Annotated in this window: 18 protein-coding genes; 11 read left to right on the top strand and 7 right to left on the bottom strand. The window is 43.8% G+C overall.

Features of this window, described 5'->3' with window-relative positions:
* Positions 1-45 precede the first annotated feature (45 nt).
* Together AC6RV6_RS09535 and recN are read right to left on the bottom strand one after the other, a co-directional pair.
* Positions 46-2,805 carry a GAF domain-containing protein gene (locus AC6RV6_RS09535; RefSeq protein WP_500240607.1) on the bottom strand — a complete coding sequence of 920 codons (2,760 nt, stop codon included), beginning with the start codon at positions 2,803-2,805 and terminating at the stop codon, positions 46-48.
* Positions 2,806-2,976: 171 nt separating this feature from the next.
* Positions 2,977-4,794: a DNA repair protein RecN gene (gene recN / locus AC6RV6_RS09530; protein ID WP_500240606.1), complete on the bottom strand. Its 1,818-nt coding sequence runs from the start codon at positions 4,792-4,794 to the stop codon at positions 2,977-2,979.
* A 172-nt stretch (positions 4,795-4,966) separates the two neighbouring features.
* Between recN and AC6RV6_RS09525 the strand changes: the two genes are divergently transcribed.
* Together AC6RV6_RS09525 and AC6RV6_RS09520 are read left to right on the top strand one after the other, a co-directional pair.
* Positions 4,967-5,578, top strand: coding sequence for a Uma2 family endonuclease (locus AC6RV6_RS09525; RefSeq protein WP_500240605.1), 612 nt, complete (start codon positions 4,967-4,969; stop codon positions 5,576-5,578).
* A 352-nt stretch (positions 5,579-5,930) separates the two neighbouring features.
* Positions 5,931-7,931 carry an ABC1 kinase family protein gene (locus tag AC6RV6_RS09520; protein WP_500240604.1) on the top strand — a complete coding sequence of 667 codons (2,001 nt, stop codon included), beginning with the start codon at positions 5,931-5,933 and terminating at the stop codon, positions 7,929-7,931.
* 27 nt (positions 7,932-7,958) lie between these two features.
* Here AC6RV6_RS09520 and AC6RV6_RS09515 read toward each other — a convergent pair whose 3' ends face one another.
* On the bottom strand, positions 7,959-9,566 hold the full coding sequence (locus tag AC6RV6_RS09515; RefSeq protein WP_500240603.1) for an alpha/beta hydrolase: 1,608 nt from the start codon (positions 9,564-9,566) through the stop codon (positions 7,959-7,961).
* Between the two features lie 20 nt (positions 9,567-9,586).
* Here AC6RV6_RS09515 and AC6RV6_RS09510 point away from each other — a divergent pair, with 20 nt between their 5' ends.
* From AC6RV6_RS09510 to AC6RV6_RS09490, 5 genes are all read left to right on the top strand, one after another.
* The gene (locus tag AC6RV6_RS09510) at positions 9,587-10,681 is read left to right on the top strand and encodes a peptidoglycan-binding domain-containing protein (RefSeq protein ID WP_500240602.1); all 1,095 of its coding nucleotides are present in this window, start codon (positions 9,587-9,589) and stop codon (positions 10,679-10,681) included.
* Positions 10,682-10,900: 219 nt separating this feature from the next.
* Positions 10,901-12,181, top strand: coding sequence for a glycosyltransferase (locus AC6RV6_RS09505; RefSeq protein WP_500240601.1), 1,281 nt, complete (start codon positions 10,901-10,903; stop codon positions 12,179-12,181).
* 304 nt (positions 12,182-12,485) lie between these two features.
* Positions 12,486-14,024 (top strand): ferredoxin--nitrite reductase, encoded by a 1,539-nt coding sequence (locus AC6RV6_RS09500; protein ID WP_500240600.1) that lies wholly within the window; start codon positions 12,486-12,488, stop codon positions 14,022-14,024.
* Positions 14,025-14,452: 428 nt separating this feature from the next.
* Complete coding sequence (locus tag AC6RV6_RS09495) at positions 14,453-16,006, top strand: MFS transporter (RefSeq protein ID WP_500240599.1); 1,554 nt, start codon at positions 14,453-14,455, stop codon at positions 16,004-16,006.
* Between the two features lie 147 nt (positions 16,007-16,153).
* Positions 16,154-18,415 carry a molybdopterin oxidoreductase family protein gene (locus tag AC6RV6_RS09490; protein WP_500240598.1) on the top strand — a complete coding sequence of 754 codons (2,262 nt, stop codon included), beginning with the start codon at positions 16,154-16,156 and terminating at the stop codon, positions 18,413-18,415.
* Between the two features lie 15 nt (positions 18,416-18,430).
* On the opposite strand, the gene AC6RV6_RS09485 is transcribed toward AC6RV6_RS09490, so the two are convergent.
* Positions 18,431-18,634, bottom strand: a complete 204-nt coding sequence (locus AC6RV6_RS09485; RefSeq protein ID WP_500240597.1) for a hypothetical protein — start codon at positions 18,632-18,634, stop codon at positions 18,431-18,433.
* A gap of 245 nt (positions 18,635-18,879) precedes the next feature.
* On the opposite strand from AC6RV6_RS09485, the gene AC6RV6_RS09480 reads away from it, so the two are divergent.
* Together AC6RV6_RS09480 and AC6RV6_RS09475 are read left to right on the top strand one after the other, a co-directional pair.
* Positions 18,880-19,689: a DNA-methyltransferase gene (locus tag AC6RV6_RS09480; RefSeq protein WP_500240596.1), complete on the top strand. Its 810-nt coding sequence runs from the start codon at positions 18,880-18,882 to the stop codon at positions 19,687-19,689.
* Positions 19,690-19,802: 113 nt separating this feature from the next.
* Entirely contained in the window at positions 19,803-20,822 is a 1,020-nt protein-coding gene (locus AC6RV6_RS09475) for a DUF3179 domain-containing protein (RefSeq protein WP_500240595.1), read from the top strand.
* A 20-nt stretch (positions 20,823-20,842) separates the two neighbouring features.
* Here the strand turns inward: AC6RV6_RS09475 and AC6RV6_RS09470 are convergent, their stop codons facing one another.
* The 3 genes from AC6RV6_RS09470 to AC6RV6_RS09460 all read right to left on the bottom strand — a co-directional run bounded on the left by AC6RV6_RS09470 (position 20,843) and on the right by AC6RV6_RS09460 (position 22,875).
* On the bottom strand, positions 20,843-21,511 hold the full coding sequence (locus AC6RV6_RS09470; RefSeq protein ID WP_500240594.1) for a hypothetical protein: 669 nt from the start codon (positions 21,509-21,511) through the stop codon (positions 20,843-20,845).
* 59 nt (positions 21,512-21,570) lie between these two features.
* Positions 21,571-22,365 (bottom strand): type 1 glutamine amidotransferase, encoded by a 795-nt coding sequence (locus AC6RV6_RS09465; RefSeq protein WP_500240593.1) that lies wholly within the window; start codon positions 22,363-22,365, stop codon positions 21,571-21,573.
* A 189-nt stretch (positions 22,366-22,554) separates the two neighbouring features.
* The gene (locus tag AC6RV6_RS09460) at positions 22,555-22,875 is read right to left on the bottom strand and encodes a XisI protein (RefSeq protein WP_500240592.1); all 321 of its coding nucleotides are present in this window, start codon (positions 22,873-22,875) and stop codon (positions 22,555-22,557) included.
* Positions 22,876-23,104: 229 nt separating this feature from the next.
* Here AC6RV6_RS09460 and AC6RV6_RS09455 point away from each other — a divergent pair, with 229 nt between their 5' ends.
* The gene (locus tag AC6RV6_RS09455; protein ID WP_500240591.1) at positions 23,105-23,251 is read left to right on the top strand and encodes a hypothetical protein; all 147 of its coding nucleotides are present in this window, start codon (positions 23,105-23,107) and stop codon (positions 23,249-23,251) included.
* A gap of 92 nt (positions 23,252-23,343) precedes the next feature.
* Positions 23,344-26,628 (top strand): Eco57I restriction-modification methylase domain-containing protein, encoded by a 3,285-nt coding sequence (locus AC6RV6_RS09450; RefSeq protein WP_500240590.1) that lies wholly within the window; start codon positions 23,344-23,346, stop codon positions 26,626-26,628.
* The last annotated feature ends 139 nt before the right edge of the window (positions 26,629-26,767 follow it).

The following is a 26,767-nucleotide window of genomic DNA, read 5'->3' as shown; positions in this document are numbered from 1 at the left end:
TTTGCAATTTGCAATCGAGGAAAAAAGTGCAGATATTCTTTACTTTTACTTAGTTGTCATCGTCCAAACTCCATCCCAATCATCTTCCGGAGGATTTTGGATAAAGTGATGACACCGATCCATGTGCAAGCGAGCAGCTTTATCCTTAAAATCGAGTTCGAGGATATTCGCAAAATAATTATGAGCCAAACCAAAATTGCGGTTCAGGTACACTTCTCGCCCCTTGTTATAAAGCTCGATAATTAGTTGTTTATTAGCAATAATTTTTTGTTGCTGCGCTGAGATTTCTGCTTCTTTCTCGGGATGATCCTCCTTTTCCATTTCCAATTCTGGGGTAATGTGTTTCTCTTCTTCCCCGCGTTGGGAGATCAATTCATACACAGCGACGGGTTGCGTTTTTCCTTTCACGCGAATGCAGTCTAATTCTCGGACCATGAGTGCATTCTCGCATTGACGATAAGTATTCTCGCTAATCACCAGATCGCAACCATACTGTTTACTCGCACCTTCCAAACGAGAACTTAAGTTGACCCCATCGCCGATCGCCGTAAATTCCATCCGTTTGCTCGAACCGATATTCCCGCTAATCACATAATCAGAGTTAATCCCAATACCAATGCGGATGACTTGTTTCCTTTCTTCCCTCCGTTTTTTATTGAAAGCAGCAAGGCGTACCCGCATATCCAAAGCGGCTTCTACGGATTTCATGGCGTGATCCGGAAGTTCGTTGGGGGTGCCGAAGACTGCCATCATGGCATCTCCAATATATTTATCGAGAATGCCTTTGTGATTGAAGACGGACTCAACCATACTCTCGAAATACTCGTTCAGCATGGCTACGACTTCTTCGGCTTGCAGTTTTTCCGTCAGAGAAGTATAGCTGCGAATATCTGAGAAGAGTACCGAAACTTCCTTGCGATCGCCTCCCATTCTCAATTCACCTCCATCAAGCAATTGTTCCGCTAACTCTTGGTTCATATAGCGGTACATGGTACTCTTGAGGCGTTTTTCATCGCTGATGTCATCCATCACCACCAACGCCCCATAGACATTCGTGGAATCTGCTGTATCGGAAATGGAGTTAATTGATAAGTTGACGCTGTGTTCTTCTCCTGCTGCCGACATAATGATTTTATCGGGATAATATTGCTCTTGGTCTTTGTCTTCTTTGGGATGTAAGGCACGATTGAACCATTCGGAAAACTCGCCTTTCTTCGCCACATCGCTTTTATCGGTCACATCTTTGCCTTTAATTTCCACCAATTCGCTCATTAATTTGCCTTCGAGAGGGTTGTTATCATCAAACCCGAGCAATTCTTTGGCTTTTTCATTAGCGGCGAGAATAACCCCTTTCTTGTCTGTCGAAATGACCCCATTGGTTAAACTCCGCAACATGTCGCGCTGCATTTGCTCTTGCTGTTGTACCTTGGCGAAAAGGGTGGCATTTTGCAGGGCGACTCCCGCTTGAATGTTAAATGCCTTCATAAACTCCTGATCGCTGCGATTAAAGCTCGCTTTCCATTTTTCCGGCGGTTCCGGCCAAGTGGAGGGATCGTAGTCTGGATGTTCTCCTTGCTTGAGCTTGTTCACCAATTGGGTTACGCCAATCAACTCGTTATCGGAGTTATAAACCGGCATACAGAGCATACTGCAAGTCCGATAGCCATTGGCAGGGTCAAATTTTTTCGAGGTTTCCGAGTCGGGGTGGTCGTAAAGGTCAAAGCCGATGTTTAAAATATTGCCACTTTCTGCCACTTGTCCCGCAAAACCCACCCCAACGGGAACGCGCAATTCCTTGAGGGAGCCATCGGGAAGGGGAATTTTGGTCCAGAGGTCGTTTTTATCGCGATCGATGAGCCAGAGGGTACTGCGATCGGCGTTCATCAATTTTTTCGCCGCATCCATCACCGTTTTTAAGGTGGTATCTAAGTCTAAATTCCCTTTACTTAAAGAGTTGGTGGCTTCAATTAAGGCATTGGCCGCTCGTTGTTTTTGCGTGGCCTTGTAGAACGATCGCGAGGATTCGAGAATGAGACGAATGGAGGGAGCAAAATTCTCAAAAACTTCTAAATCGTCTTCGGTAAATCCTTGATGGGAAATGCGATCGTCAAGGGAATCTTGGGGATTGTAATTGGGGGTTAATTTATTAATTAACTGGACGACGGCCACCAATTCTGCTTCTTCTCCTGCATCTGATTCTTTGACGAGAGGCAATGCCAACATGGAATAAGTTCGGTAGTTATTCTTTTGATCGAATTTTTTGGCGGCGGCCGATCGCGGATCGTCGTAAAAATCGAAGGGAATGTTAATGACTTGCTTAAACTGCGCTACTTCTCCCGCTATTCCTTGTCCCACGGGAATGCGAATTTCAATCGGTTTGCCATCGCTCCCTTTGGCGACGATGGACCAAAGTTCATCTTGATCGTCATCAAGTAAATAGATCGTCGTGCGATCTGCGGCGAGTAATTCCCCGGTTTTCAGGGTAATCGATCGCAACATTTCATCAAGAATTGCATCAAACCCCTCGCTATCCAAAACGCTATCGAGTAAAGATAGGGTTTGATTGACAACTTTGAGTTTGTCCTCAACATCTACAACGACTTTTTGGAATGACTCTTTGTTAAGCGGCGCAAGGAAACTGGAGAATGTTCCTTTTGCCGTAACGAGGGCGCTGCCAGAAGAGCCATTACTCGCTCCCGCTTGGGGACTTGCGCCATTTTGCTCTCCATCATCAGGGGCTGCGCTAATATCAATGGTTTGCCCGGTATGTTCTAATACAGTTGGTTTAGGAGATGCAGCAGTCATATTCGTTTTGTTTTATAGATTTGGAAATATTGAGGGGTTTGGGTAGGTCGGGTTGACTGTATTCTAGCGATTAAACTCTGGGCGATCGCAATTTTGTCACGACAATCGCAATTTTTTCCTTAGTTTACTGCGAGGATTGGGTTTGTACATTAATGGAACTTTAATAAATCTTTATTTTTTTTTCAATGGCTGGTGTGAATTGTCTGTTCCTTCACGACGGGTTGCCGCTCGAGCGAGTAAGGATTCGGCAAAAGCAGAAGCCTCGCGAGCCGAGTGTCCTCCCGCTAACTGTGCGAGTTCGTCTCTGCGGCTGTCGTGGCGCTCCAAACGGGTAACGCGCACGAGGGTTCGAGGTTCGTCCCGATATACTGCTAGTTTAGCGTTATCTTTCCCATTTTTCTCTGAAGAGAGAGAGCGGGTTGTTTGTTTTTCCACCCGTTTATCGACGCGAAAATGACGATCGGCGAGGGCGGCAATTAAGGGTTGATGGGTAACGCAGAGGATTTGTAGGGGGGTGCTGAGTTGATGTAACTTTTCTGCGATCGCTTCGGCGATTTTCCCAGAAACTCCCGCATCGATTTCATCAAATATCAAAGTTTTCTGACTTTTAGCACGGGTTTCGGCTTGGGAAAAGCAGGCTTTGAGGGCGAGGAGAAAGCGGCTCATTTCTCCTCCTGAAGCGGTTTCCGAGAGGGGTTGCACGGGTTCGCCGGGGTTGGGAGAAAAGTGGAATTCCACGCGATCGCCGCCGTTAGCGGTGGGGATAATGGGAATCAGGTGACACTCAAAACGAACTTTGTCCATTGCGAGGGGTTTGAGTTCGCCGATCAGTCGTTGGGCAAGGTGCTTGGCAGCAACTTGGCGGTGTTGGGTTAAGATTTTGCAAGCTGCAATCAGGTCTTGCTGGCGTTCTTGATAAGTTTGCTCTAAACTTTCGAGGGATTGACCGCGATCGGTGAGTTGTTCGAGTTCTGCCTGCAAGTTTTCATAATAGGCGATCGCGTCTTTAAGGTCGGGTCCATATTTGCGGCAAATCTGTTTGAGGTTGCGAATGCGTTCTTCAACTTCTTCTAACCGTTGAGGATCTGACTCCAAACTATCTCCATAACTGCTCAGTTGCTGTCCGGCTTCCACAACTTGGGTAATGGCACTGCGAACCATATCTAAAATGGATTCTAGCTGAGCATCGTAGCCCACCATTTCCTGAAGCAAACTTTCTGATTTTGCCAGCCGATCCGCGATCGCCTCTTCTTCCCCGTCACTCTGATAAAGAAGTTGATAAGTTTCGTAACTAAGATTTTGCAATTCGACGACATGAGAGAGGCGATCGCTTTCTTGTTCGAGCTTTTCGAGTTCTTCGGGATCGTGAAGTTCTGCGGTTTCGATATCTTGCATTTGGAATTTGAGCCAGTCGATGCGTTGCAAGCGTTCCTGTTCCGACTTCTGGCGCTGTTCTAAGGCATCTCTCGCAGCTTTGGCGGCTTCGTAGCGGTGAGTGACGACCCCACGGGCGGGTAAGAGGGACTCGCCCCCGTAAGCGTCCAATAACTCGCGCTGACGGTTAGGGTTAAATAGCTGCACTGTTTGCCCTTGGGCAGTGATTTCCACCAAGCGATCGCGCAATTGGGCAATAATATTACGATTGACGAGAACGCCGTTAATACGGGAACGAGAGCGAAAATTCTTGGCGGTGACGGCAAGTTCTCGGGCGCAAATGACGCAACCTTCTTCGATCGGTTCGATTTCTTGTGCTGTCAACCAGTTGGCGATCGCGTCGTTGAGTAAAAAGGTTCCTTCTACTACGGCTTTTTGACTGCCCGTGCGGATAAAGCGACTGGATATTTTCCCTCCCAATGCCGCATTAATGGCATCGAGAATAATTGATTTTCCCGCCCCTGTTTCTCCCGTTAATACATTTAAACCTTGGCCGAATTCGAGTTCGAGGCGATCGACGAGGGCAAAATTTTCAATTCTCAGTGACAATAACATTCTGTTTCTCTCGTGAATTGAGGCCGGTGTCGCGATATCTCCCTACTTTACCAATACCCACACAGACTGGAGAGAAGCCCAAGGAGAAAATTACCTAAAGCGCGATCGCGTTTCCATCTTTGCTATAATTCAAAAGTATTACTCAATTGCAACTCCGGGAGGATGAGCACACATGACAAATGCAGTAGCCACGCCAGCAGCGATCGCTTCGGAAATCATGTCTTTAGAGAACTTTCTCAACTATGATGATGGTACGGATGCTCGTTACGAGCTAGAAGATGGGAGACTCTTATTAATGACAAGTGAGAGTGAAATCAATCGACGAATCGAGATTTTTTTGTTGCTTTATTTTGCCCAACTGGGAATTCCCGGTTCTCAGTTAACTCAAACAACAGAAGTCGCGGTGAGTGGGAGCAGGACAACAGTTCGCGTCCCAGATTTATTGGTGCTAACGGAAGAGTTAGCACAAGTAATGGAAGGAGCAACTCGCTCGATTGTTACCTTAGATATGCCTCCTCCTCAATTGGTTGTAGAAGTTGTTAGCCCCGGACGAGAAAATACCGAACGAGATTATCGTTATAAACGCTCTCAATACCAATCTCGAGGAATTACTGAATATTGGATTATTGACCCGATACAAGAACAGATTACCGTGTTAACTTTGGTCGCAGGACTTTATGAAGAAGCCGTGTTTTCGGGAGATACTGCGATCGCGTCTACTCTGTTATCAGAATTAGGTCAAGAGTCTCCTTTGACAGCAATGCAGGTATTACAGTTAAGGTAAACTCAAATAAAGTATTTTACCACAAAAAACAACATACAAAACGGAGTTATTTATGCAGATTGATGGAGCAATTGTCAAAGAACAAGGCGTTACATTTGCGGTTGTAATTGTGAAGCCATACATTATCCAAGTACGATCGCTCGATCTGATAAGTTGGGTTGAGCAAAAGTAAAACCCGACAAAGCATTACCATCTAACACATTCAGTTCCAAGAAAATATTTGACTAGAGCAAGCGATCGCCACCGTCGCAAAAAACGCGATCGCTAAATTAATCAAGAAATTGTTACAATAATTTATAATTGAGACAAAGCCCAAAAACTAAGCATTATTTCCCTTTTTACCACTATCCCCATGCCCCCAACCGCAGCCCCACCGCAACGCGATCGCAATTCTTCTTTACCAGACGAGAACGTTTTTACTATTGATGCAGCAGAAGCCAATAGCCGCGATCGCGATCCAGAGAACCTCTCAACGGCTGAAATCGGACATTACGACCCCGATTTCATTATGGCTTACTATCAGAAGCACACTTTTGCGGTTTTCGGGCGTATTTTTAAAATTCTCTGGTATTTTTTAGGCTTTATTGTTGGACTGCGGTGGGACAAACTTTGGGGAAAAATTTCCCGTAATGAGAGAAATCGTGCCGTACAATTACGCGAAATACTCACCCAACTCGGTCCCACTTATATTAAAGTCGGACAGGCACTCTCAACGCGCCCCGATCTGATTTCTGCGGTTTACATGGAAGAATTGGCACGTTTACAAGATCAATTACCTCCTTTTCCTAACGAAATTGCTTATCAATTTATTGAAGAAGAACTCTGCGATCGCCCAGAATATATTTATACCGAACTCAGTCCCCAACCCGTCGCAGCAGCCTCCCTCGGACAAGTTTATAAAGGGAAATTAAAAACAGGAGAAAGCGTTGCTGTAAAAGTGCAGCGACCGGATTTAATTGAAAGTATTACCCTCGATGTTTATATTATGCGAAGGTTGGCAATTTGGGCGAAGAATAACATTAAGCGCCTTCGCAGTGATGTGGTAGGAATTGCCGATGAATTTGCCGGGCGAATTTTTGAAGAAATGGATTACGAGCTCGAGGGACGAAATGCCGAGTTGTTTGCCGAATTATACGGATATTTACCAGAAATTTACATCCCGAAGATCTATTGGGATTATACCGGGAGACGAGTGCTAACAATGGAATGGATTGAAGGCACAAAATTAACCAATTTAGAAGAAGTTCAAGCACGAGGAATCGATGCAACACATCTCGTTGAAGTCGGTGTAGGATGTTCCTTGCGCCAACTTCTCGAACATGGTTTTTTTCATGCCGATCCCCATCCCGGTAATTTATTAGCAACGCGAGATGGCAAATTAGCTTATTTAGACTTTGGCATGATGAGCCGCATTAAACCCTATCAGCGTTATGGGTTAATTGAAGCTGTCGTACATTTGGTCAATCGAGATTTTGAATCTTTAGCTGAAGATTATATAAAATTAGAATTTTTAACAGAAGATACAGATTTGCGGCCGATTATTCCGGCGTTAACGAATGTTTTTGGTAATGCTTTAGGAGCAAGTGTTGCGGAACTGAACTTCAAAAGTATTACCGAACAAATGTCAGAAATGATGTATGAATTTCCCTTTCGCGTTCCTGCTTATTATGCGTTAATTATTCGCTCTTTGGTAACACTGGAAGGGATTGCGATCGGGATCGATCCAAATTTTAAAGTATTAAGTAAGGCTTATCCTTATATTGCTAAACGATTATTAACCGATCCTTCCTCAGAACTACGATCGTCTTTACGAGATTTGTTGTTTAAAGATGGGAGTTTTCGTTGGAATCGCTTAGAAAATCTTTTACGCAATGCTCGCGATTCTCAAGATTATGATTTCGAGTTTGCGGTTAGTCAAGCCTTAGATTTTATTTTTTCGGAACGCGGCGATTTTATTCGCATGAAATTAGTCGATGAAATCGTACTGGCGATCGATATTTTTGGTCGAAAAACTCTGTTTGATTTTTCGACTACCGTGCGTCAAAAAATTGGCATGAGTTCATTAGATATGCCAACAGAATTACAAAGTATTTCCCCTAATAATCTCGATCGCATCCAAAATATTTGGCAGATATTACAGGAAACCCAAGGATTCGATCCGTTTATGTTCTTATCCTTAGTCCCCAAGATTTTATCTAAATCGGAAACGCAGGCAATGGGACAACAAATTGCGAATGGATTAGTACAGAAAGTCGCCGCACGATTGATTCGTAATATTCTTTTAGAAATCGATCGCGATCGCCATGACTCTGCAAACTGGGAGACTACAAAAAGCCTCCCATCAGCCAGTTAAAAGAAGGGCATTTCAATGAATAATAAACTACCAGTTGATAAACTCCGTTTTCATGGCGGAAATACAATCATCATTGGGAGAGCGATCGGGGTTTTCGAGGAATTCTGATACCATTTTTACAGGGCAAGAATGACCGGAAATCAAAGAACCGTGACTGATACCGGGATAATTATAAATATAAGCCTTTGAGAGAGTTTGAGAAACAACTAAACTGAACGGCAAAGGTAAAATCGGATCGTATTGGCCATTAATTAATAAAGTCGGAGTTTGACTCTGAACTTGAGTATATATTTTTTGCGGTAAGGGCGCGATCGCAAATAATTCGCAATATAAATTATCGCGTTGAATCGCTTTCTCTGCTTGCCTAAATGCAGGTGCTGTAAAAAAAGTATCGATAAAAGCATTGCGACTTTGCTGCACGTAATCTTGTTGGGCGCAACGATAACTACTATAGGCTGCTTTTGCCAAACTCGACCCTTTTAATTTTCCCGCGATCGTCGCTGCAAGCCAAGTATAATTCTGTTTATCTTTTGCTTCATAAATATATTTGGGAAGAATACTGGCAAAACCGCTATTATATAAATTCAAATAAGTATAAAGCAAAAAAGAATCGCCATTAAAAGGAATTTTCAGAGCATCTTTTTCCTCTTTTATCTCGATCGCCAGCGTTATTGGACTGCGATTGAGATCGTCAATCATGGTAAAAAATACCTTTTCCAAATTAGGATAATTTTTATTGCAAATTTCATCAGCAAGACAACTGGCAAACACTTGTCGGAGAGAATGGCTCGCCGATCGCGGAATATAGCGATCGCGATAAATCGAAGTCGGTGCAACCGCATCTAAAATCACCGATCGCAAGCGATCGGGCGCTCGTTTCATCAACAACTGCGCCACTTCCGCACCATAAGAAATGCCGTAAAAATTGACGCGATCGTAATCGAGAACCTCAAAAATCATCGCCATATCCGCCGCACTTTCCCAACCGTTATAGGCTGAAAAATTAACCCCTTCCTTTTGCAAGCGATCGCGACAATCGGTAAAGGCTTTGCGATTTAATTTCTCAATTGTTTGTTTTTTATTCTGACTTTTAGCTCTGAGAATTGCTAACGCCACTTTGCGAACTTCGGGACAAAAAAGGTTCGGTTGAGAATATTTTGTTCCCCTCTGCTCGATTAAAATAATATCCCGTCGATCTTGTAAAGAGGCGAGAAAATTTTGTGGAACAAAACCGACCGGAAAAAAACTTAACGTTGAAGCACCCGGCCCCCCCTGTATCATCACCAAAGGATCGGCAACGGGCTTATTTTGAGTATTGGGAAAGATCGCTACGGCAATTTTGATGGTTTTCTCATCGGGGCGATCGTGAAATTCCGGCACGGTTACATGACCGCAAATTGCATTTTCAATCGTTGGAGGAATGTCAAAACTCCCACAATCAATAGTGCGAAAGCGATCGCTAAATTGATTAATTAAGGTTTGGCGATAGCGTTTAGCCCGAACATTCGAGACAAAATCCTGACAGCCTCCGAGAGAAGATCCGGCGAAAATCATCAGGAAAAGAAACAGAATTCGCGTCATTCCCCCTGTCTGACTTGCCCTAGATTTGCATAAAATAGTAGAAATCTTTCTCATTCCTCGTTCCCTTGCCCATCATGGAAACTCTTGCGTTTACCTACTATACCGCTTCTTATGAAAACCCTTGCGATCGCAAAGGCAAACCCTTAAATTTACCGGACTCGTCACAAATCGGCTTATTCACTGGAACTTTTGTGCTGTTATCTATTCTCTCTGCAACCAGTCCTCCCAGCCACGCGATCGCCTATCGCTTAGGCAGTCGAGGGGATACCGTGATTCAAATTCAGCAAGCGTTAGGAATTACTGTAGATGGCATTTATGGCGCTCAAACCCAACGCGCCGTGCGAGACTATCAAAAGCGTCAGAATTTGCAATGGGTGGATGGGATTGCAGGTCAGGAAACCCTCTCAACGTTAGGTTTAAGTGTTGCCAAAAATACAGGCGGACAAATTCTCCAAGCCGTTGTCCGTACCCCCGATCGCCAAGGGATTAACCTGCGATCGACCCCCAATGGTGCAAAAATTGGCGGTCTTCCCGATGGTACATCAGTCTCATTGACCGGGGAAGAACGGCAGATCGGCGGCTATCGTTGGGTGCAGATATCCCGAGGGGGTTGGCTCGCGAAAACCTTTTTGCAGCCCGTAACTTTGCCAAAAACACCCCGACAAATCGCCTCCTCGCAAATCTCGACCCAAGCAAGAGTAACGACCTCAAGCAAAGTGGGTGCAAACCTTCGTCGCACTCCCAACGGGGAACGAGTTGGCTCTCTACCGGAAGGCACTTTAGTGATATTAACAGGACAAGAGCGATCGCAAGGAGGCTATACTTGGGCGCAAACTCATCAAGGGACTTGGATCGCCAAAGATTTTTTACAAGGAATAGAAGCGCAATCTTTGGCTAATTCTGGCAATTCATCAAATGCTTTTATCGATCCCGCCAATCGTTTTGTCGTAGATGCTGCTGCATTAACCCAGAATTTCCAAGGCGATCGCGGCCAATTTCCTGCCACCCAAAACACCAAAAAATACGATCGCCCCAACGGGGAAACGATTGGATCTGTGCAAAACGGAGAAAAACTACGAGTGACCAAAGAGCGATCGCTGGCGAATGGTATCGCTTGGGCAAAATTGGCCGACGGTTCTTGGGTGGATTCACGAGCGATCGGGTTTTAAGTTAATCTCAAAACTACTAATAATAGGATATGGATAGATAAATTAGAGAGAGAATCCACTATAAATGTGAAGGTTTGCGCGATTATTGGGTAGATTCGCGGAGGATTCAGTTTTAAGTTAATCTCAAAACTACTAAAAGTCGCAAAAGCACGGATAAATTAGGAAAGAAATATTGCTATAAATGTGAAAGTCTGCATTACTTCTATCCGTTTTTTGATCATGCACTTAACAATGATTGCTGTCGGGTCGCGAGGAGATATTCAACCCTTTGTTGCCCTCGGGGTCGGTTTACAAAAAATTGGTTATCGAGTACGTCTTGCTGCAACACCATCCTTTAGAAATTTTATCCAAAATCGAGGCTTAGAATTTACACCTTTAGGTGCTGATTTTAAAGATTTTATCTGCAAAGAAGCAGGTTTGGCATGGATAGAACGAGGTGATAATCCTATTAATTTATTTCTGGATTATGCTGAGTTAGTTCGTCCGGTTTTGCGACAAGAACTGGATTCTTGTTTTGCCGCTTGTCAAGATACTGATGCTATTCTCTATGGCATTGGAATTCTTGCCTGTCCTCATATCGCCGAAGCTTTAAGAGTGCCTATCTTTTCTGGCATTTTGCAACCTTATAAAAGAACCAAAGCATTTCCTTCTTGTTTTCTTTCGTCTTATAGGAATTGGGGCGGTTTGTACAATTGGGGAAGTCATTTTTTAATTGAACAATTATTATGGCAGCCTTTTCGCTCAGAGATTAATCGTTGGCGACAAGAGGTGTTAGGGTTGAAACCTTGGCCGTTTTTGGGAGAATCTCACGCACAAACTCCGCCTACTTTTGCGGCTTATAGTCCTTCCGTGTTAACCAAACCCAAAGATTGGCCTTCTCACTATCACGTATCGGGTTATTGGTTTTTGGAGGATAATTGGAATTGGCAACCCCTCTCAGATTTATTAGCTTTTCTTGCTGCGGGGAAAGCCCCCATTTATATTGGTTTTGGCAGCATGCCAAGTCGCCATCCAGAAAAACTAACAGAAATTATTGTTGAAGCGTTGCAGCGTACCAATCAACGCGGGATTATTATGCGAGGATGGGCAGGTTTAAATCCGAAAAATAATAGCGATCGCTTATTTGTTACCGATCCCATTCCTCATAATTGGCTGTTCCCCGAGGTTGCAGCAGCCGTCTATCACGGGGGTTCCGGAACCACAGCAGCAGCCTTGCGGGCTGGCATCCCATTAGTAATTATTCCTTTTTGTGGCGATCAGCATTTTTGGGGAGATCGCATGAACAAGCTAGGAGTTGCCCCCTCTCCTATTCCTCATAAGAAACTCACGGTAGAAGCCTTGGCAAGAGCGATCGCAACAGTCACGGAAAATGAGAGCATCAAAGTGCGATCGCGTCAGTTGGGAGAACAAATTCGCGCTGAAGATGGAGTCGGAAATACCGTGAAGTTAATCGATCGCTATTTACAAAAAATGCCCAATTCTTCTTTAATGGCAGCGTAAGCCAAAGTGTGAGGCTTTTCTCAACCCCCAATTATAGTGTAGCGATCCAAGCGATCGTCCTGAGAGTTAGAACAATCATGGCGATCGCTTTTGTTGACACACTCAACTTTTGATTTTGATGCGCGATCGCGATTTTATTCATGCAACACGTTCATACAAAGACAGTATTTGTAACAAAATTTACAAAATTCCTCCTTTAACCCCCATAACCTAAAACAACATTAAGATTGCCAGAGCAATTTTATGGTTAACAAAATAGGATTTTAGTAAAGAACTTAAACGTCCATTGTACAAGGATAAATTTATGGTAACTGCGAGTAAGCCCCCCGTAAAACTCAATAAATTTGAAAAATATAAAGCAGAAAAAGACGGACTCAGCGTGAAAGACAAAATCGAACATTTTGCTCAAATTGGCTGGGAAGCTGTTGATAAAACAGATTTAGAACAACGCCTGAAATGGCTGGGCATTTTTTACCGTCCCGTTACCCCCGGTAAATTTATGTTTCGCCTGCGAACTCCCAACGGCGTTGTTTCTAGTCAAGGAATGCGAGTTTTAGCCGAGATCGTGCAACGCTACGGCGATGATGGCAGTGCAGATATTACCACCCGCCAAAATCTGCAACTGAGAGGGGTGCGTTTGGAAGATATGCCCGAAATTTTCCGTAAGTTATCTGCGGTGGGAATCACATCTATGCAGTCGGGAATGGATAACGTTCGCAATATTACCGGATCGCCCATTGCCGGGATAGATGGTGACGAACTCATCGATACTCGGGAATTAGTCCAAAAAGTGCAAGATGCTATTACCAATAGCGGTCAAGGTAATCCTGCATTTACCAATCTTCCTCGTAAGTTTAATATTGCCCTAGAAGGAGGACGAGATAATTCCGTCCATGCCGAAATTAATGATATTGCCTTTGTTCCAGCCTATCGAGAAGGAAAATTAGGTTTTAATGTTCTCGTGGGTGGCTTCTTTTCTGCGAAGCGTTGTGCGGCGGCAATTCCTCTCAATGCGTGGGTTCCTCCCAATGAAGATGTTGTTACGTTGTCTTGTGCAATTCTGGCAGTTTTCCGAGACAATGGTTCCCGGGCAAATCGACAAAAATCTCGCCTCATGTGGTTGATTGACGAATGGGGACTTGATAAGTTTCGCGGTGAAGTCGAAAGGGTTTTTGGGAAAGAACTTTTATCAGAAGCACCGCAAGATGAAATTGATTGGGACAAACGAGATTGTTTGGGCGTTCATCCGCAAAAACAAGAGGGATATAGCTATGTCGGTTTGCACATTCCCGTCGGTCGTTTTGATGCAGAAGGAATGTTTGAATTGGCACGCTTGGCCGAGGTTTATGGTCAAGGAGAATTGCGCTTGACCGTCGAGCAAAATGTCATTATTCCCTATGTGGCTCAGGAGAATATCGAGACCCTTTTAGCAGAACCGATTTTACAAAAATATCCGATCGCGCCGACTCCTTTAGTGCGATCGCTAGTTTCTTGTACCGGGAGTCAATTTTGTAAATTTGCCCTAGTTGAAACCAAACAACGCGCCCTCGAAGTCGCCCGAGGGTTGGATGAAAAATTAGAAATTGGCGATCGCATTCGCATTCATTGGACCGGATGTCCCAACTCTTGCGGACAGCCTCAAGTCGCCGATATCGGCTTAATGGGAACGAAAGTACGGAAAGATGGAAAAACAGTGGAAGGAGTCGATCTGTATATGGGAGGAACCGTCGGTAAAGATGCCAAACTCGGCACTTGCGTTCGCAAAGGAATTCCCTGCGATGAATTACCAGCAGTTTTAGAAGAATTGATGCTGGAAAAATTTGATGTAACCGTAAAATCCTGAAACGAATTGATAATTTTCCTGAATTGATAAACTCGGCGATCGCCGAGCTTTTTTTTATATAGCACGACGCAAATACATTAGGACATGAAGAAAATGAACCACAGAGTCACAGAGAAACACAGAGAGAGAAATATGTCCTAATCAAACATCGTAGTGCTATATATATTTATGCAAAAAACGAATTAACAAATCACTGTTTTTGCATAACTTTTTGTCTTTAGTATCGAGAGATACTAAAGACTCTAATAAAGAGTGTGATTCTAATATTTCAGATTGAACAATTAAAGGATTTCAATCCTCGCAAACCCTCGAAGAATTGACGCATTTGCTTTATGGAAATTCTTAGCCTCAAACATTGCTAAACTTCCATTTTTGAATCCCAGAGATCGTTTAACCTTTTTGTTGTTTCACAACCCTTAAAATCGAGAATGCTTGGTGAATTATTTCTCCACTTTAATCGCGGTCGCTACCGCACTTTACACCTAACGTGGTTTGCTTTTTTTCTATCGTTTGTGGTGTGGTTTAACTTTGCCCCCTTCGCCACATCAGTAAAAGCTGATTTTGGTTTAGAAATCGGTCAAATTCGGACGATCGCGATCTGTAACGTTGCCTTAACAGTTCCTGCCCGAATTATTATCGGGATGTTATTGGATAAATACGGACCGCGTATTACTTACTCGCTGTTATTAATGTATGCAGCAATTCCCTGTTTGACCTTTGCACTGGCACAAAACTTTAGTCAATTGGTTCTCAGCCGTCTGGCTTTAAGTATTGTCGGTGCAGGATTTGTCATTGGCATTCGCATGGTAGCCGAGTGGTTTCCTCCCAAAGAAATTGGGTTAGCAGAGGGCATTTATGGCGGTTGGGGGAACTTTGGTTCTGCGGCTGCTGCTTTTACTCTGCCAACGATTGCCGGTTGGGTCGCTTTTGGGGCGGTTAATCCTCTCACGGGAGAAGCCATGTTAAATTGGCGCATGGCGATCGCGGCGACGGGAATTTTTGCCGCCATTTACGGCGCGATCTATTTCTTTAGCGTTAAAGATACACCCCCCGGAAAAGTCTATCAACGTCCCAGTAAAGCAGGTGGAATCGAAGTTACCACGAAGAAAGACTTCTGGTTCTTAATGTTGATGAACGTGCCTTTAATCGGCATTCTCGGCGTGTTAGCATGGCGCTTGAATAAAGTTGGCTTTTTCGACCTCAATACTCTTTATCTTGTCTGGGCATTTTTAGCGGGTTTATATCTTTTTCAAGCCTACGGTTGTTGGCAAGTGAACAAAGACTTGATGATCGGGAAAAAACACTATCCCCCCGAAGATCGTTATAACTTCTCTCAGGTTGCCATTCTCGAACTCACTTATATCGTTAACTTTGGTTCCGAACTGGCGGTCGTTTCCATGCTTCCGGCTTTCTTTGAAGGAACTTTCGGTTTAACGAAACAAGCTGCCGGAATGATTGCTGCGAGTTACGCTTTTATGAACCTCATGTCTCGTCCGGGAGGCGGCTTGATCTCTGACAAATTGGGATCGCGGAAAAATACGATGGCGATATTAACCGCAGGCATGGCGATCGGCTATTTAATGATGAGTACTGTTACAGGAACGTGGTTCTTACCCATCGCGGTTCTCTTAACCATGTGCTGTTCCTTCTTCGTACAAGCCGCCGAAGGATCGACCTTTGCGATCGTACCTCTCGTCAAACGTCGCATCACCGGACAAATTGCCGGAAATGTAGGGGCTTATGGTAATGTGGGTGCCGTTGCTTACTTAACCCTCTTCAGCTTATTACCAGAAGGAGCCGCAGGGAATAGCATTTTCTTTCAAACCCTCGGAGTAACGGGAATGATCGTTGCTTTCCTCTGTTGGTTTGTCCTCAAAGAACCCAAAGGATCTTTTTCCGAACATCACGAAGGCGAGGAAGGTTACGTGCATCCTCCCCTCGATAACCAGATCGATGAATCTGCGATTTATAGCGATCGCTAGTCAATTCCGTAGCGGCGTTGCATGCAACGTCGCTATAAACCGATTTAATGCGTTTTTTACATCTATTCCTCACCAAAAAGGCTTTATTAATAAAAATTTGCATTTTATTTAAGTTATTTTAGACTTTAATCTTAAACCGCAAACATTATGACTGACCCGGCTAAAACACTTTGTCCTTATTGTGGTGTCGGCTGCGGCCTCGAAGTTTTACCGCCCGCCCTTCCCAATCGCCCGACTCTCCGCGATAGTGAAGGAAATCCTATCTGGCGCGTGCGAGGCGATCGCGATCATCCCTCCAGTCAAGGAATGGTCTGCGTCAAGGGGGCAACCATCGCCGAGTCGTTGGAGAAGGATCGCTTAAAATATCCCATGCTGCGAGACTCTCTCGATGAACCTTTTCGCCGGGTCAGTTGGGATGAGGCATTCGATCGCATTGTCAACCGCTTGCAAACCACGCGCTTTACGAAAGGAGTGGAGGGGATTTGCATGTATGGCTCGGGACAGTTTCAAACCGAAGATTATTATCTCGCGCAAAAACTGTTAAAAGGTTGTTTGGGGACCAATAATTTTGATGCAAATTCCCGTCTTTGTATGTCTTCTGCCGTGGCGGGATACATTCAAAGTTTTGGGGCGGATGGTCCTCCTTGTTGTTACGATGACCTCGAAGAAACAGATTTTGCTTTTTTAATCGGCACCAATACCGCCGAATGTCACCCAATTATTTTTAATCGCTTGGTGAAACATCACAAGCGCAACCGTAAAGTTAAAATGGTAGTGGTAGATCCTCGCCGCACTCCCACTGCCGAAAAAGCTGATATTCATTTAGCAATTAAACCGGGAACCGATATCGATCTTCTCAATGGTATCGCCCATTTGCTCATGCGTTGGGGCAAAATCAATAGTGTTTTCATGGATGAATGCACCCGCAATTTTCCCGCTTATTCTTCGGTGATTTGGAATTATCCCCCGGAAGAAGTGGCGAAAAAATGCGGCATTCGTTTTAACGATCTGCAAAAGGTAGCGCAGTGGTGGGCGAATAGCAAGCGCGTTCTCTCTCTCTGGTCGATGGGGATAAACCAATCCTCGGAAGGCACGGCAAAAGTGAGAACGCTGATTAATCTTCACTTAATGACAGGGAATATCGGCAAGCCGGGGGCAGGTCCTTTTTCCCTCACGGGGCAACCGAACGCGATGGGGGGACGAGAAGCTGGCGGATTGTCCCATATTTTACCGGGATATCGCCTCGTGAAGAATCCTCAGCATCGCGCCGAACTCGAGACGCTTTGGGAGTTGAAATCCGGTAGTATTTCTCCACAACCGGGGCTGGATGCGTGGGAGATGATTCGCGGTTTGGAACGCGGAGAGGTAGGGGTGTTGTGGGTTGCGGCGACCAATCCTGCCGTGAGTATGCCGGATATTCATCGCACTCAAGCGGCGTTAAAACTCTCACCTTTTACAATTTGTCAAGATGCTTACTATCCCACGGAAACCGCCGCTTATGCCCATGTTCTCCTACCGGCGGCGCAATGGGGAGAGAAAACGGGAACCATGACCAATTCCGAACGGGTTGTCACTTTATGCCCTCAATTTAAGCCTCGGGTGGGAGAATCTCGCGCAGATTGGGAGATTTTTGCCGAAGTGGGTCGCCGTCTGGGGTTTACCGAACAGTTTAATTTTACCGATTCGGCGGCGGTACATCGGGAGTTTGTGGAATTGACTCGCGATCGCCCCTGCGACATGACGGGCATTAGTTACGATCGCTTGCAAGCCGAGAAGACGATTCAATGGCCATGCGCTGACAGTCACCCGTCACCCGTCACCCGTCACCAGTTATCGGATACTGACGATCCATTACCGAATAATCGGGGTAAGCGATTGTATACGGATTTGAAGTTTCATACGCCGGATGGACGGGCGATTTTTGCGGCATATCATTCGCGAGGGTTGGCGGAACCTCCCGATGAGGATTATCCTTTGGTTCTCACGATTGGGCGATTATACGGGCATTGGCACACGCAAACTCGGACGGGACGCATTGCCAAGATCGTGAAAATGCACCCTCGTCCTTTCCTCGAAATTCATCCTCACGATGCGAGGAAATTGGGCGTTAAAAATGAGAACTGGCTGGAGGTGCGATCGCGGCGCGGGGTCTGTCGTTTGACAGCTAAGGTGACAAAGGCGATCGCGAAAGGAACGGTTTTTGCACCCATGCACTGGGGAGCGCTCTGGGCCTATGATGCGGAAGTGAATGCCCTCACTCACCCCGAATCCTGTCCCGATTCTTTACAACCGGAACTCAAGGCTTGTGCGGTACAGGTCAAAGTGATAACTCCCGAATCTATCGCCTCGGAACTTTCCGAAAGGCAAGATACACCGGAAACGATGCCGCGCGATCGGGTTACGGTTTAAAATAATGATTTTTTGTTAGCGTCCGAGGGCGTTCCAGAGTCCAGCTTCTCCCAAGGTTACGGGGGCTGTATCGGGGTTGCTGGCGCTAAAATTGTTACTAATGGCGATCGGGATGAGTCCGACGATCAAAGAGGCTAAAAATACGCTAATCACTAGCAAGTAGGGATGTTGGGCCTGATTCTCTAGGCTGCGATCGTGGCTGTGGGTATGGGTATTCATCTTAACGTTTCTCCAAAAGGCTTTTTTATTGTTCTTTTATGAAATGTAGCCAATGTTACAAAGTGATTTCCAGTAATGGTAACATTTTTTACAGTTTATTTACTCTACTTCATGTTGAAAGCGATCTCCGACAGAGAGCGATCGGGATTTTGGGGGATTGAGAAAAGCGATCGGAGTTAAAAAGCGCGATTAAATACTTCTTTCTTTTATCTCTAATATCTCTAATACTATTTTTCGATAATATTATGCCGATCGCAGAATTCATCAATAAAATATCTCAAGGAGATTGCCTCGAAGTGATGCAGCATTTTGAGAGCGAGTCTGTAGATATGATTCTCACATCTCCACCTTATGATAATTTGAGAAAATACAAAGGCTATGAATTTCCCTTTGCAGCGATCGCCAAAGAACTCTATCGTATCCTTAAGAAAGGTCGCGTCGTTGTTTGGATCGTAGGAGATGCAACGATCGCTGGTAGCGAAACCGGAACGAGTTTTCAGCAAGCACTATTTTTTAAAGAAATTGGATTTAATCTCCATGACACGATGATTTTTAGGAAAAGAAACCCAATTCCACAAATCTATCGAAAAAGATATAATAATGAGTTTGAATATATGTTTATTTTCAGTAAGGGACGAGTCAAAAAACATAACCCTTTGATGGTAGACTGCTTGCACGCAGGACTCAAACTTAACGGAACAACCTATAAGAATTATTCAAAACAGGAACAGAAAAGAAATAAAATGGCCGAACCTGTCAAACAACAAAAGATTAAAGGCAATATTTGGGAATATGTCGTCGGTAAAAATGCAGAAGACCAAGAAGCAAAAGGACATCCAGCACCGTTTCCTTGCCAACTGGCTAGAGATCATATTACTTCATGGTCGGATCGAGAAGATATCATCTTTGACCCGATGTGTGGGAGTGGTACAACTTGTAAAACTGCACGAGAACTGAATAGAAACTTTATCGGTATTGATATTAGCGAAGAATATTGTGAGATTGCCAGAAAACGAGTCAGTAATGTGCAAATGATATTACCATTGATGCCGTAAGTATTCAGATATCTGCTGTTCAAAAATAGAGATTTCCTCATCTTTAACTCAGGTTTTTCTCATTAACAAAGGAGAGTGTATAAGCAGCTTTATTGCATGACCTCAAAGCAACTATGAATAAGATTACAAAAATTTTACTCGGTACGGGAAGCGCGATCGCAATTTGTTGCGGGAGTTTCGTCGTCCATGCGGGGGGATGGGATAACTTTAAACTGCGCTATTTTCATTTAACCAGTTCTCTGCACGACCAAGACCGAGAATTTAACGATCTTCGCCAACAGGCGATCGCACTAAAAGAATCCAGTCGTATTGCTTTAGCCGATCTCCTCAATGGAGGACCGCCAAAAGACGGCATCCCCAGCATAAATGCCCCCAAGTTCGATACTGCAAAAACAACCCCTTTTAAGAGCAATGAAACGGTTATTGGTGTAATTATTAATGGGGAAGCAAAGGCTTATCCTTTTGGGATTATGAATTGGCATGAAATCGTTAACGATACCGTTGGCGGTAAAAACATTACTGTTAGCTATTGTCCTTTGTGCGATACAATTGTTGTTTTCGATCGCGATAAAACTTCTTTTGGCGTTTCTGGCAAACTCTATCAAAGTTGTTTGGTAATGTACGATCGCGCGGATGATACCTTATATTCTCAGCCTTGGGGAATGGGGATTATTGGGGCAAATGTTAACGAGAATCTCGATCGCATTCCAGCCGTTAAAACCACATTAGGAGAATGGTTAGAAGCACATCCCGATAGTAAAATTCTCTCTGAAGATACGGGACACAATCGAGATTATCAAAACTATCCTTACGGCAGCTACTATACCGACAATAATATTATTTTTCCCGTCCGCAATCAAGAGAAACGAGACTTACATCCCAAAGCCATTGTGAGTTATATTTGGGAAGCTGACCGAGAAACACCTCGCGATCGCTTTTCTGGCTCGAGTTTACAAGTTTCCCACGAAGAACTCGCACAAATTGGCGAAAAAGTCGTGCAATTTCGCGATCGCCAAATTCGCATAATTTGGGACGAAACGATGAAAACTGCACGTTTTGAAGAAATGGACGGAAGCCTCATTCCCAGTACCACCGCTTTTGCTTTTGTTTATCCCGCTTATTTTGGCAATTAGAACCAGATTTTCAGCAAAAATCAACTCGCCGGATCGGGTTTAAGTGGGAGAAAGAGTCGTCGTTTGCGAGAATATTTCCAAGCAATTCCGTCAGGATCTTTGCTTTTACTCCATTCCGTAAAACTCGGATCGGCTTTGCGTTTGCTAATTGTCCCAGAATGAACATCGAGACGCTTGGCTAACTCTGCTTGAATTAATGCGCTTTTTGCGCGATCGCTTTCTGTCGGTTTAAGAGGATTTTTTAATTGAGAAACTTCTTCGGTACTCATCGCTTCGGCATCGCGATCGCGATCGGGTTCGCTTTCCTCAAAAATACGTCCTAAAGCATTAGCTGTTAAGAAATAATAAACCGTACTTCCCTCATCATAATTCTTGCGTTGCGCCCCATATTCCCCCGCTTTTCGCTCTAAAAAACGCTGGGCGGCTTCTACTTTTAAATTCGCGGTTACAGATAAATCGATGGGCGTAATACAACCCTGTTTTTCTGCTAAGAGTTGATTGAAAAAAGGGGTCACTTGCTGACTCCATTGTTTCCAATGATAAGCCTGCCAAGTTTGCCAAATAATCCCTAATATTATCACGGCAACTAATAGCGGCCAGGCAGAATAAATAAAGACAACAACTAAGGCAAATGGCAAGATTAAAACTAATAAACTTGCGGCACTTTTTTCCAAGACTTGTCCGGTCATGATCCTTGGTGCAATTCTAGATCGGCAACGAGGGCAACTTTGCCCCTCTATAAATTAGTTTAAGGCGTATTGACCAGACTGGAACAATCGAGACGGGCAAACATTGCTTTTCTGGCTTGCAAGGCAAGAGAGTCGTCAAGTTTGCTTAAGGTTATTGCCTCTCCATACTTATGACGTAAGGCGGTTTGAATCAACCAGTCGGCAATAAAAGGATTTTTGGGCAACAAGGGACCGTGGGAATACGTTGCGATCGCATTGCCGTAAAATGCCCCTTCCCAGCCATCCTCGCCATTGTTGCCATAGCCTTTAATGACCTTGCCCAAGGGGGCAACTTTGCCTAAATAAGTGCGCCCGCCGTGATTCTCAAAGCCAATGGCAATAGGAGTTTCCCCTAACATTTCCCGCAACTCTTCGGCAAGGGGAGAAGCGGTAATTTCTAAAACAACATTGCCAATACAACGCGATGCCTCGATCCCGGGATGCTTGGTGACAAGATCGAAAACTCCCAACCCATCAATACGCTGCCCGAGGGCGGGTTCGTAATATTTGCCCAAAAGTTGCGGGGAACCGCAGGTAAATACACCGGGGGTGCCGCCGTCGATTTTGCTGCGAAATTTCTCGGCTTTTGCCCCTTGTAAGTCGCGCATAACAATTTCTTGCTGGCGATCTTGCGCCCCACCGCCGACAATGATATCAACGCGATCGAATTGATCGGCATCGGTTTGGCGATCGATCGGGACGATCGCCGCTTCAATTCCTCGCCACTGACACCGCCGTTGCAAGCAGATCGCATTACCGCGATCGCCATAGGTACTCATGAGTTTGGGATACAACCAGCCGATTTTTAACTCCATTGCCAATCTTTTCTCGAAGGTTTGCGGGATTTCTTTGCAATCTTAAGACTTTAAGGAGCGATCGGCAATTATGAACTGACAAAGGCGATCGCCTTATTTAGCTTATAAAAGTTTTGACAATTGCTTTACAAAAAAAGTCATGTCACATCCAACAGTGAATTATTCAGTATCCCCTTGAATCCTTCTTGACTATGAAGCTGTTCGAGAAATATCGCGTAAAAATGCGAAAACAATCCGCTCTTCAGGAATTCCTAATGCAATGAGATCGTCAGAAATACCCGCTTCAATTCCATCGTATTCAATCCAAACTTTTTCATCTCGAACGGTAACGTAAATAATATTACCGCGAATTCTGCGCCCTCGATCCCAGCCAGCTTGCATTAAAGCATAGCGGCGATCGCGATCGTCAAAGACCGTATCTAAGCGAATATCTCCATGAGAGGGTTTAAACTGGGCATAATAAGCAATAACTTTTTTGACAATTTCGCAATATTGGTTTACGGTATCCATTGTTTTACCTCGACTTTTTCAATATCAATGATAATAAGTTTGAGTGGTAGTTCGCTAATTACAAGTTTACCAATAGGTTCATTGAATAGCTCGTCATAAGTCGTGAATCGCATCTCTTTGAGGCATTGTTTTTTGATTAGATTCAGCTTATTTTAGCACGCGAGAATGCAAGATACAATTTCTTTTGCGATCGCATTGATTGGATGTGTCAATTTCTGTTATGATAGAAATGCTAATGCAAACAATAAATCGCACTCATTTAGAAATGGAAAAGTTTAATTTAGAACTTGCTAAAATGATTGCCAAATTGGAAAGCGATCGCCAACAGCAACGCTTAAAGAGAGTTCGCTATTCTTTGAATAATTTATCGATTTGATAAGATTAAATCGAGTAAAAATCGCGCTTTTCATTAGGTAGATTATTTATTGAGTTGCGAATGCGATCGCAGTCTATTGATTTTTTGAATTAATGTCCCAACCTTCTAATTATAGTTTATTTCACGAAAGAACGCTGCAAGATGCGATCGCTGCCTTCGAACAGAGTTTTCCTGAAAATCTCGCACAATTACAGCAGCAAAAAATACCAGATTGGATTGAAACCTTAAATTGCGGAACTCTGGATGAAATCAAAGAAATTTCTTTACATGGCGAGTTTTTACGAGATATTTTTCAAGATATTCTAGGTTATCGTTCTTTGATTCAAGGCACGGGTAAACAGTGGGAAATTGAAGCAGAATCAACCATTTCTGAGGGAAATGGATTTGCTGATGGGGCTTTGGGATTCTTTACGGGAAAAGCAGGAGAAAAAGGAAAGGCTAAATTAAAAGGGCGAATTATCGCACCGATTGAATTAAAAGGCGCAAAACAAAATTTAGATCGTCCCAGTGCTTCTAAAGGAGAATCTGCTGTCGATCAAGGTTGGCGCTATGCTAATTATAGCCCAGATTGTCAATGGGTTATCGTTTCTAATTATCGAGAATTACGCCTCTATCAAACCAGTAAAACGCCGAGTTATTTCCAGCGCTTTTATTTACAAGATTTAGTGAATTTAGAGACATTTAAACGCTTTTACTTCCTGCTGTGTCGGCAAAACTTTCTCCCTGCTGCAAATCGGAAAATCTCTCGGATCGATCGCTTATTGGCAGAGTCTAATGAGGCTGAAGAAGCGATTACAGAGGAACTTTATCGAGAGTATAAGACTACGCGCATTACGCTTGTAGAACATTTTCGCAATACGGCGAGAAAGGAGATTAAAAATCGGGATGCGGTATTAATTGAGAAGGCACAAAAGACATTAGATCGCATTCTATTTATTGCCTTCTGCGAAGATAGGGGATTATTGCCTCCGAAAACAATTCGTAAAGCGCACGATCATGCAGATCCTTATAATCCTAGACCGGTTTGGGAGAACTATAAAGCCGTTTTTCGCTGGGTTGATAAAGGAAATGAGGATCCGCCGATCGTGGGATATAATGGCGGGCTTTTTCGCAAAGATACTCTATTAGATGAGGAATTAAAAATTCCCGATACCCTCTGTTCGCAAATGAAATCTTTAATGCGATTTGATTTTGCAACGGAGATTTCTGTTGATATTTTGGGACGCATTTTTGAGCAGTCGGTCACGGATTTGGAGGAGTTACGCGCTCTTGCAAGAGGAGAGGGTTATAATAAGCAGAAAGGAAAGCGAAAAGAACGAGGTGTTTTTTATACGCCAGCTTTTATTACGCAATATATTATTAAGGTGACGTTGGGTAATTATTTGCAATCAAAAGAACGAGAATTGCGGGACAGATTGGATATTCGAGTGGGGAATGAGTTGGAGTTTTGGCAAGCCTATCGGGATGAGATTTTATTAAAAATAAAGGTAGTCGATCCGGCTTGCGGATCGGGGGCTTTTTTGATTGCGGCGTTTGATTATCTCTTGGCAGAATATAAGCGAGTGAATGAGGCTTTTTCAGGACTTATAGGGGAAAGCAAAGAAGATTTTGATATCGAGACGGCGATTTTACAAAGGAATCTCTATGGGGTAGATTTATCGGCGGAGTCGGTGGAAATTACGAAGTTATCGTTGTGGTTACAAACGGCAAAATCTCAGAAGCCTTTGGCGGATCTGGATGGGAATATTAAGATGGGAAATTCTTTGGTTAAAGATGTCAGGATCGATCGACACGGATTTGACTGGGAAAAAGAATTTCCCGATGTTTTTGCCAGGGGTGGGTTTGATGTCGTTATTGGTAATCCTCCTTATGTTCGTCAGGAATTATTAAAGCCTTATAAGGACTATTTTCAGACCCATTATCGTTCTTATCACGGGATGGCAGATTTATATACTTACTTTTACGAAAAAGGTATCAATTTGTTGAAGTCTGGCGGAATTTTATCGTATATTGTCACGAATAAATGGCTGCGATCGGGTTATGGGGAAAAGTTACGGGAATTCTTTGTAGAAAATAGCACGTTTGAACAGATTGTAGATTTCGGTCACGCACCGATTTTTCAGGATGCAGATACATTTCCCTGTATCGTGTCGTTACGGAAGCGGAAGCAGTCGGAAAGTTCGGTGTTAATTTGTCCGGTACCGCGAGAGGAGTTGGCGGAGATTAATTTACCGCAATACGTGCAGAAAGCTGGTTATAATGTATCTTGGTCGCGCTTTTCTGGGGAGGCATGGAGTTTAGAACAGTCTGAAGTTATGGCGCTGATGCAGAAGATTCGAGATATTGGAGTCCCGTTAAAAGAATTTGCAGGGGTTAAGCCTTATCGAGGTGTTTTGACAGGGTTTAATGAAGCATTTTTGATTGATGAAGAGACAAAAAATAAGATTGTTCGTGAAGATCCGAAATCTGCCGAAATTATTAAACCTTATTTACGTGGTCAGGATATTAAACGCTGGTCTCCAGAATGGGATAATCAATGGATTATTTTTACTCGACGAGGAATAGAAATTGATACCTATCCTGCTATTAAAATGTATTTAACTCAATATCGAACCCAATTAGAACCCCGTCCAAAAAAATGGGATGTGAAGAAAGATGGAAAATGGTTAGGTCGAAAAAATGGCAGTTATCAATGGTATGAAATTCAAGATACTGTAGATTATTGGCAATATTTTGAATCTCCCAAAATTATCTATCAAGTTATCCAAACTTTACCTTATTATGCCTTCGATGATTCAGGTTTATTTGGTAATGATAAAACCTTTATTTTACCCTGTTGCGATCGCTATATTTTAGGCTGCCTCAATTCACCGTTATTATGGTGGTACGGTCATCGAGTTTTCACCAAAATGCTCTCGGGTTCGATTTCGCCAATGGGATATTTATTTGAAACGCTTCCCATTGCCTCTCCTTCTGCACAAATTCGCCAAGAAACAGAAGAAATCGTCTCCCAACTCATCGAACTCACCCAAAATAATCAAAACGCCTATCAAGATGTTTTAGACTGGTTTAAAATCGAGCAAAATATCCTCAAACCGGGGAAAAAACTCTCCGACTTTGCCAAACTTAATCCAGATGAGTTTATGAAAGAGGTGAAAAAACGCAAACCGAACAAAAGTTTCAGCATTCACGAACTTCGTCAAACCCGAGAAGTTTATCAAGAATTCGCCCCTGTTATTCAAACCCGAAATATCAAAATAAAAACCCTCGAATATCGCCTCTCTAACCTCATTAATGCAGCCTATCAACTCACCCCAGAAGAAATCGAACTCCTTTGGAAAACGGCACCTCCAAGAATGCCGATCGCACCGCCTTAAAATCGTTCTCTCGTAGAGAAATTGGTAATATGATTGACGATCGCAACAACTTAACTGGAGTTGCGATCGCACCTATGGTTTAATTTCTTTAACCGCTTGCAATAAGGATACGCAAGACGCGATCGCAAACCTTCGCTGT

It is taken from the genome of Spirulina sp. LEGE 11439 (assembly GCF_059821285.1).
The sequence above is the reverse complement of the archived record's forward strand: the minus strand, read 5'-3'. Positions and strand labels throughout refer to the sequence as shown.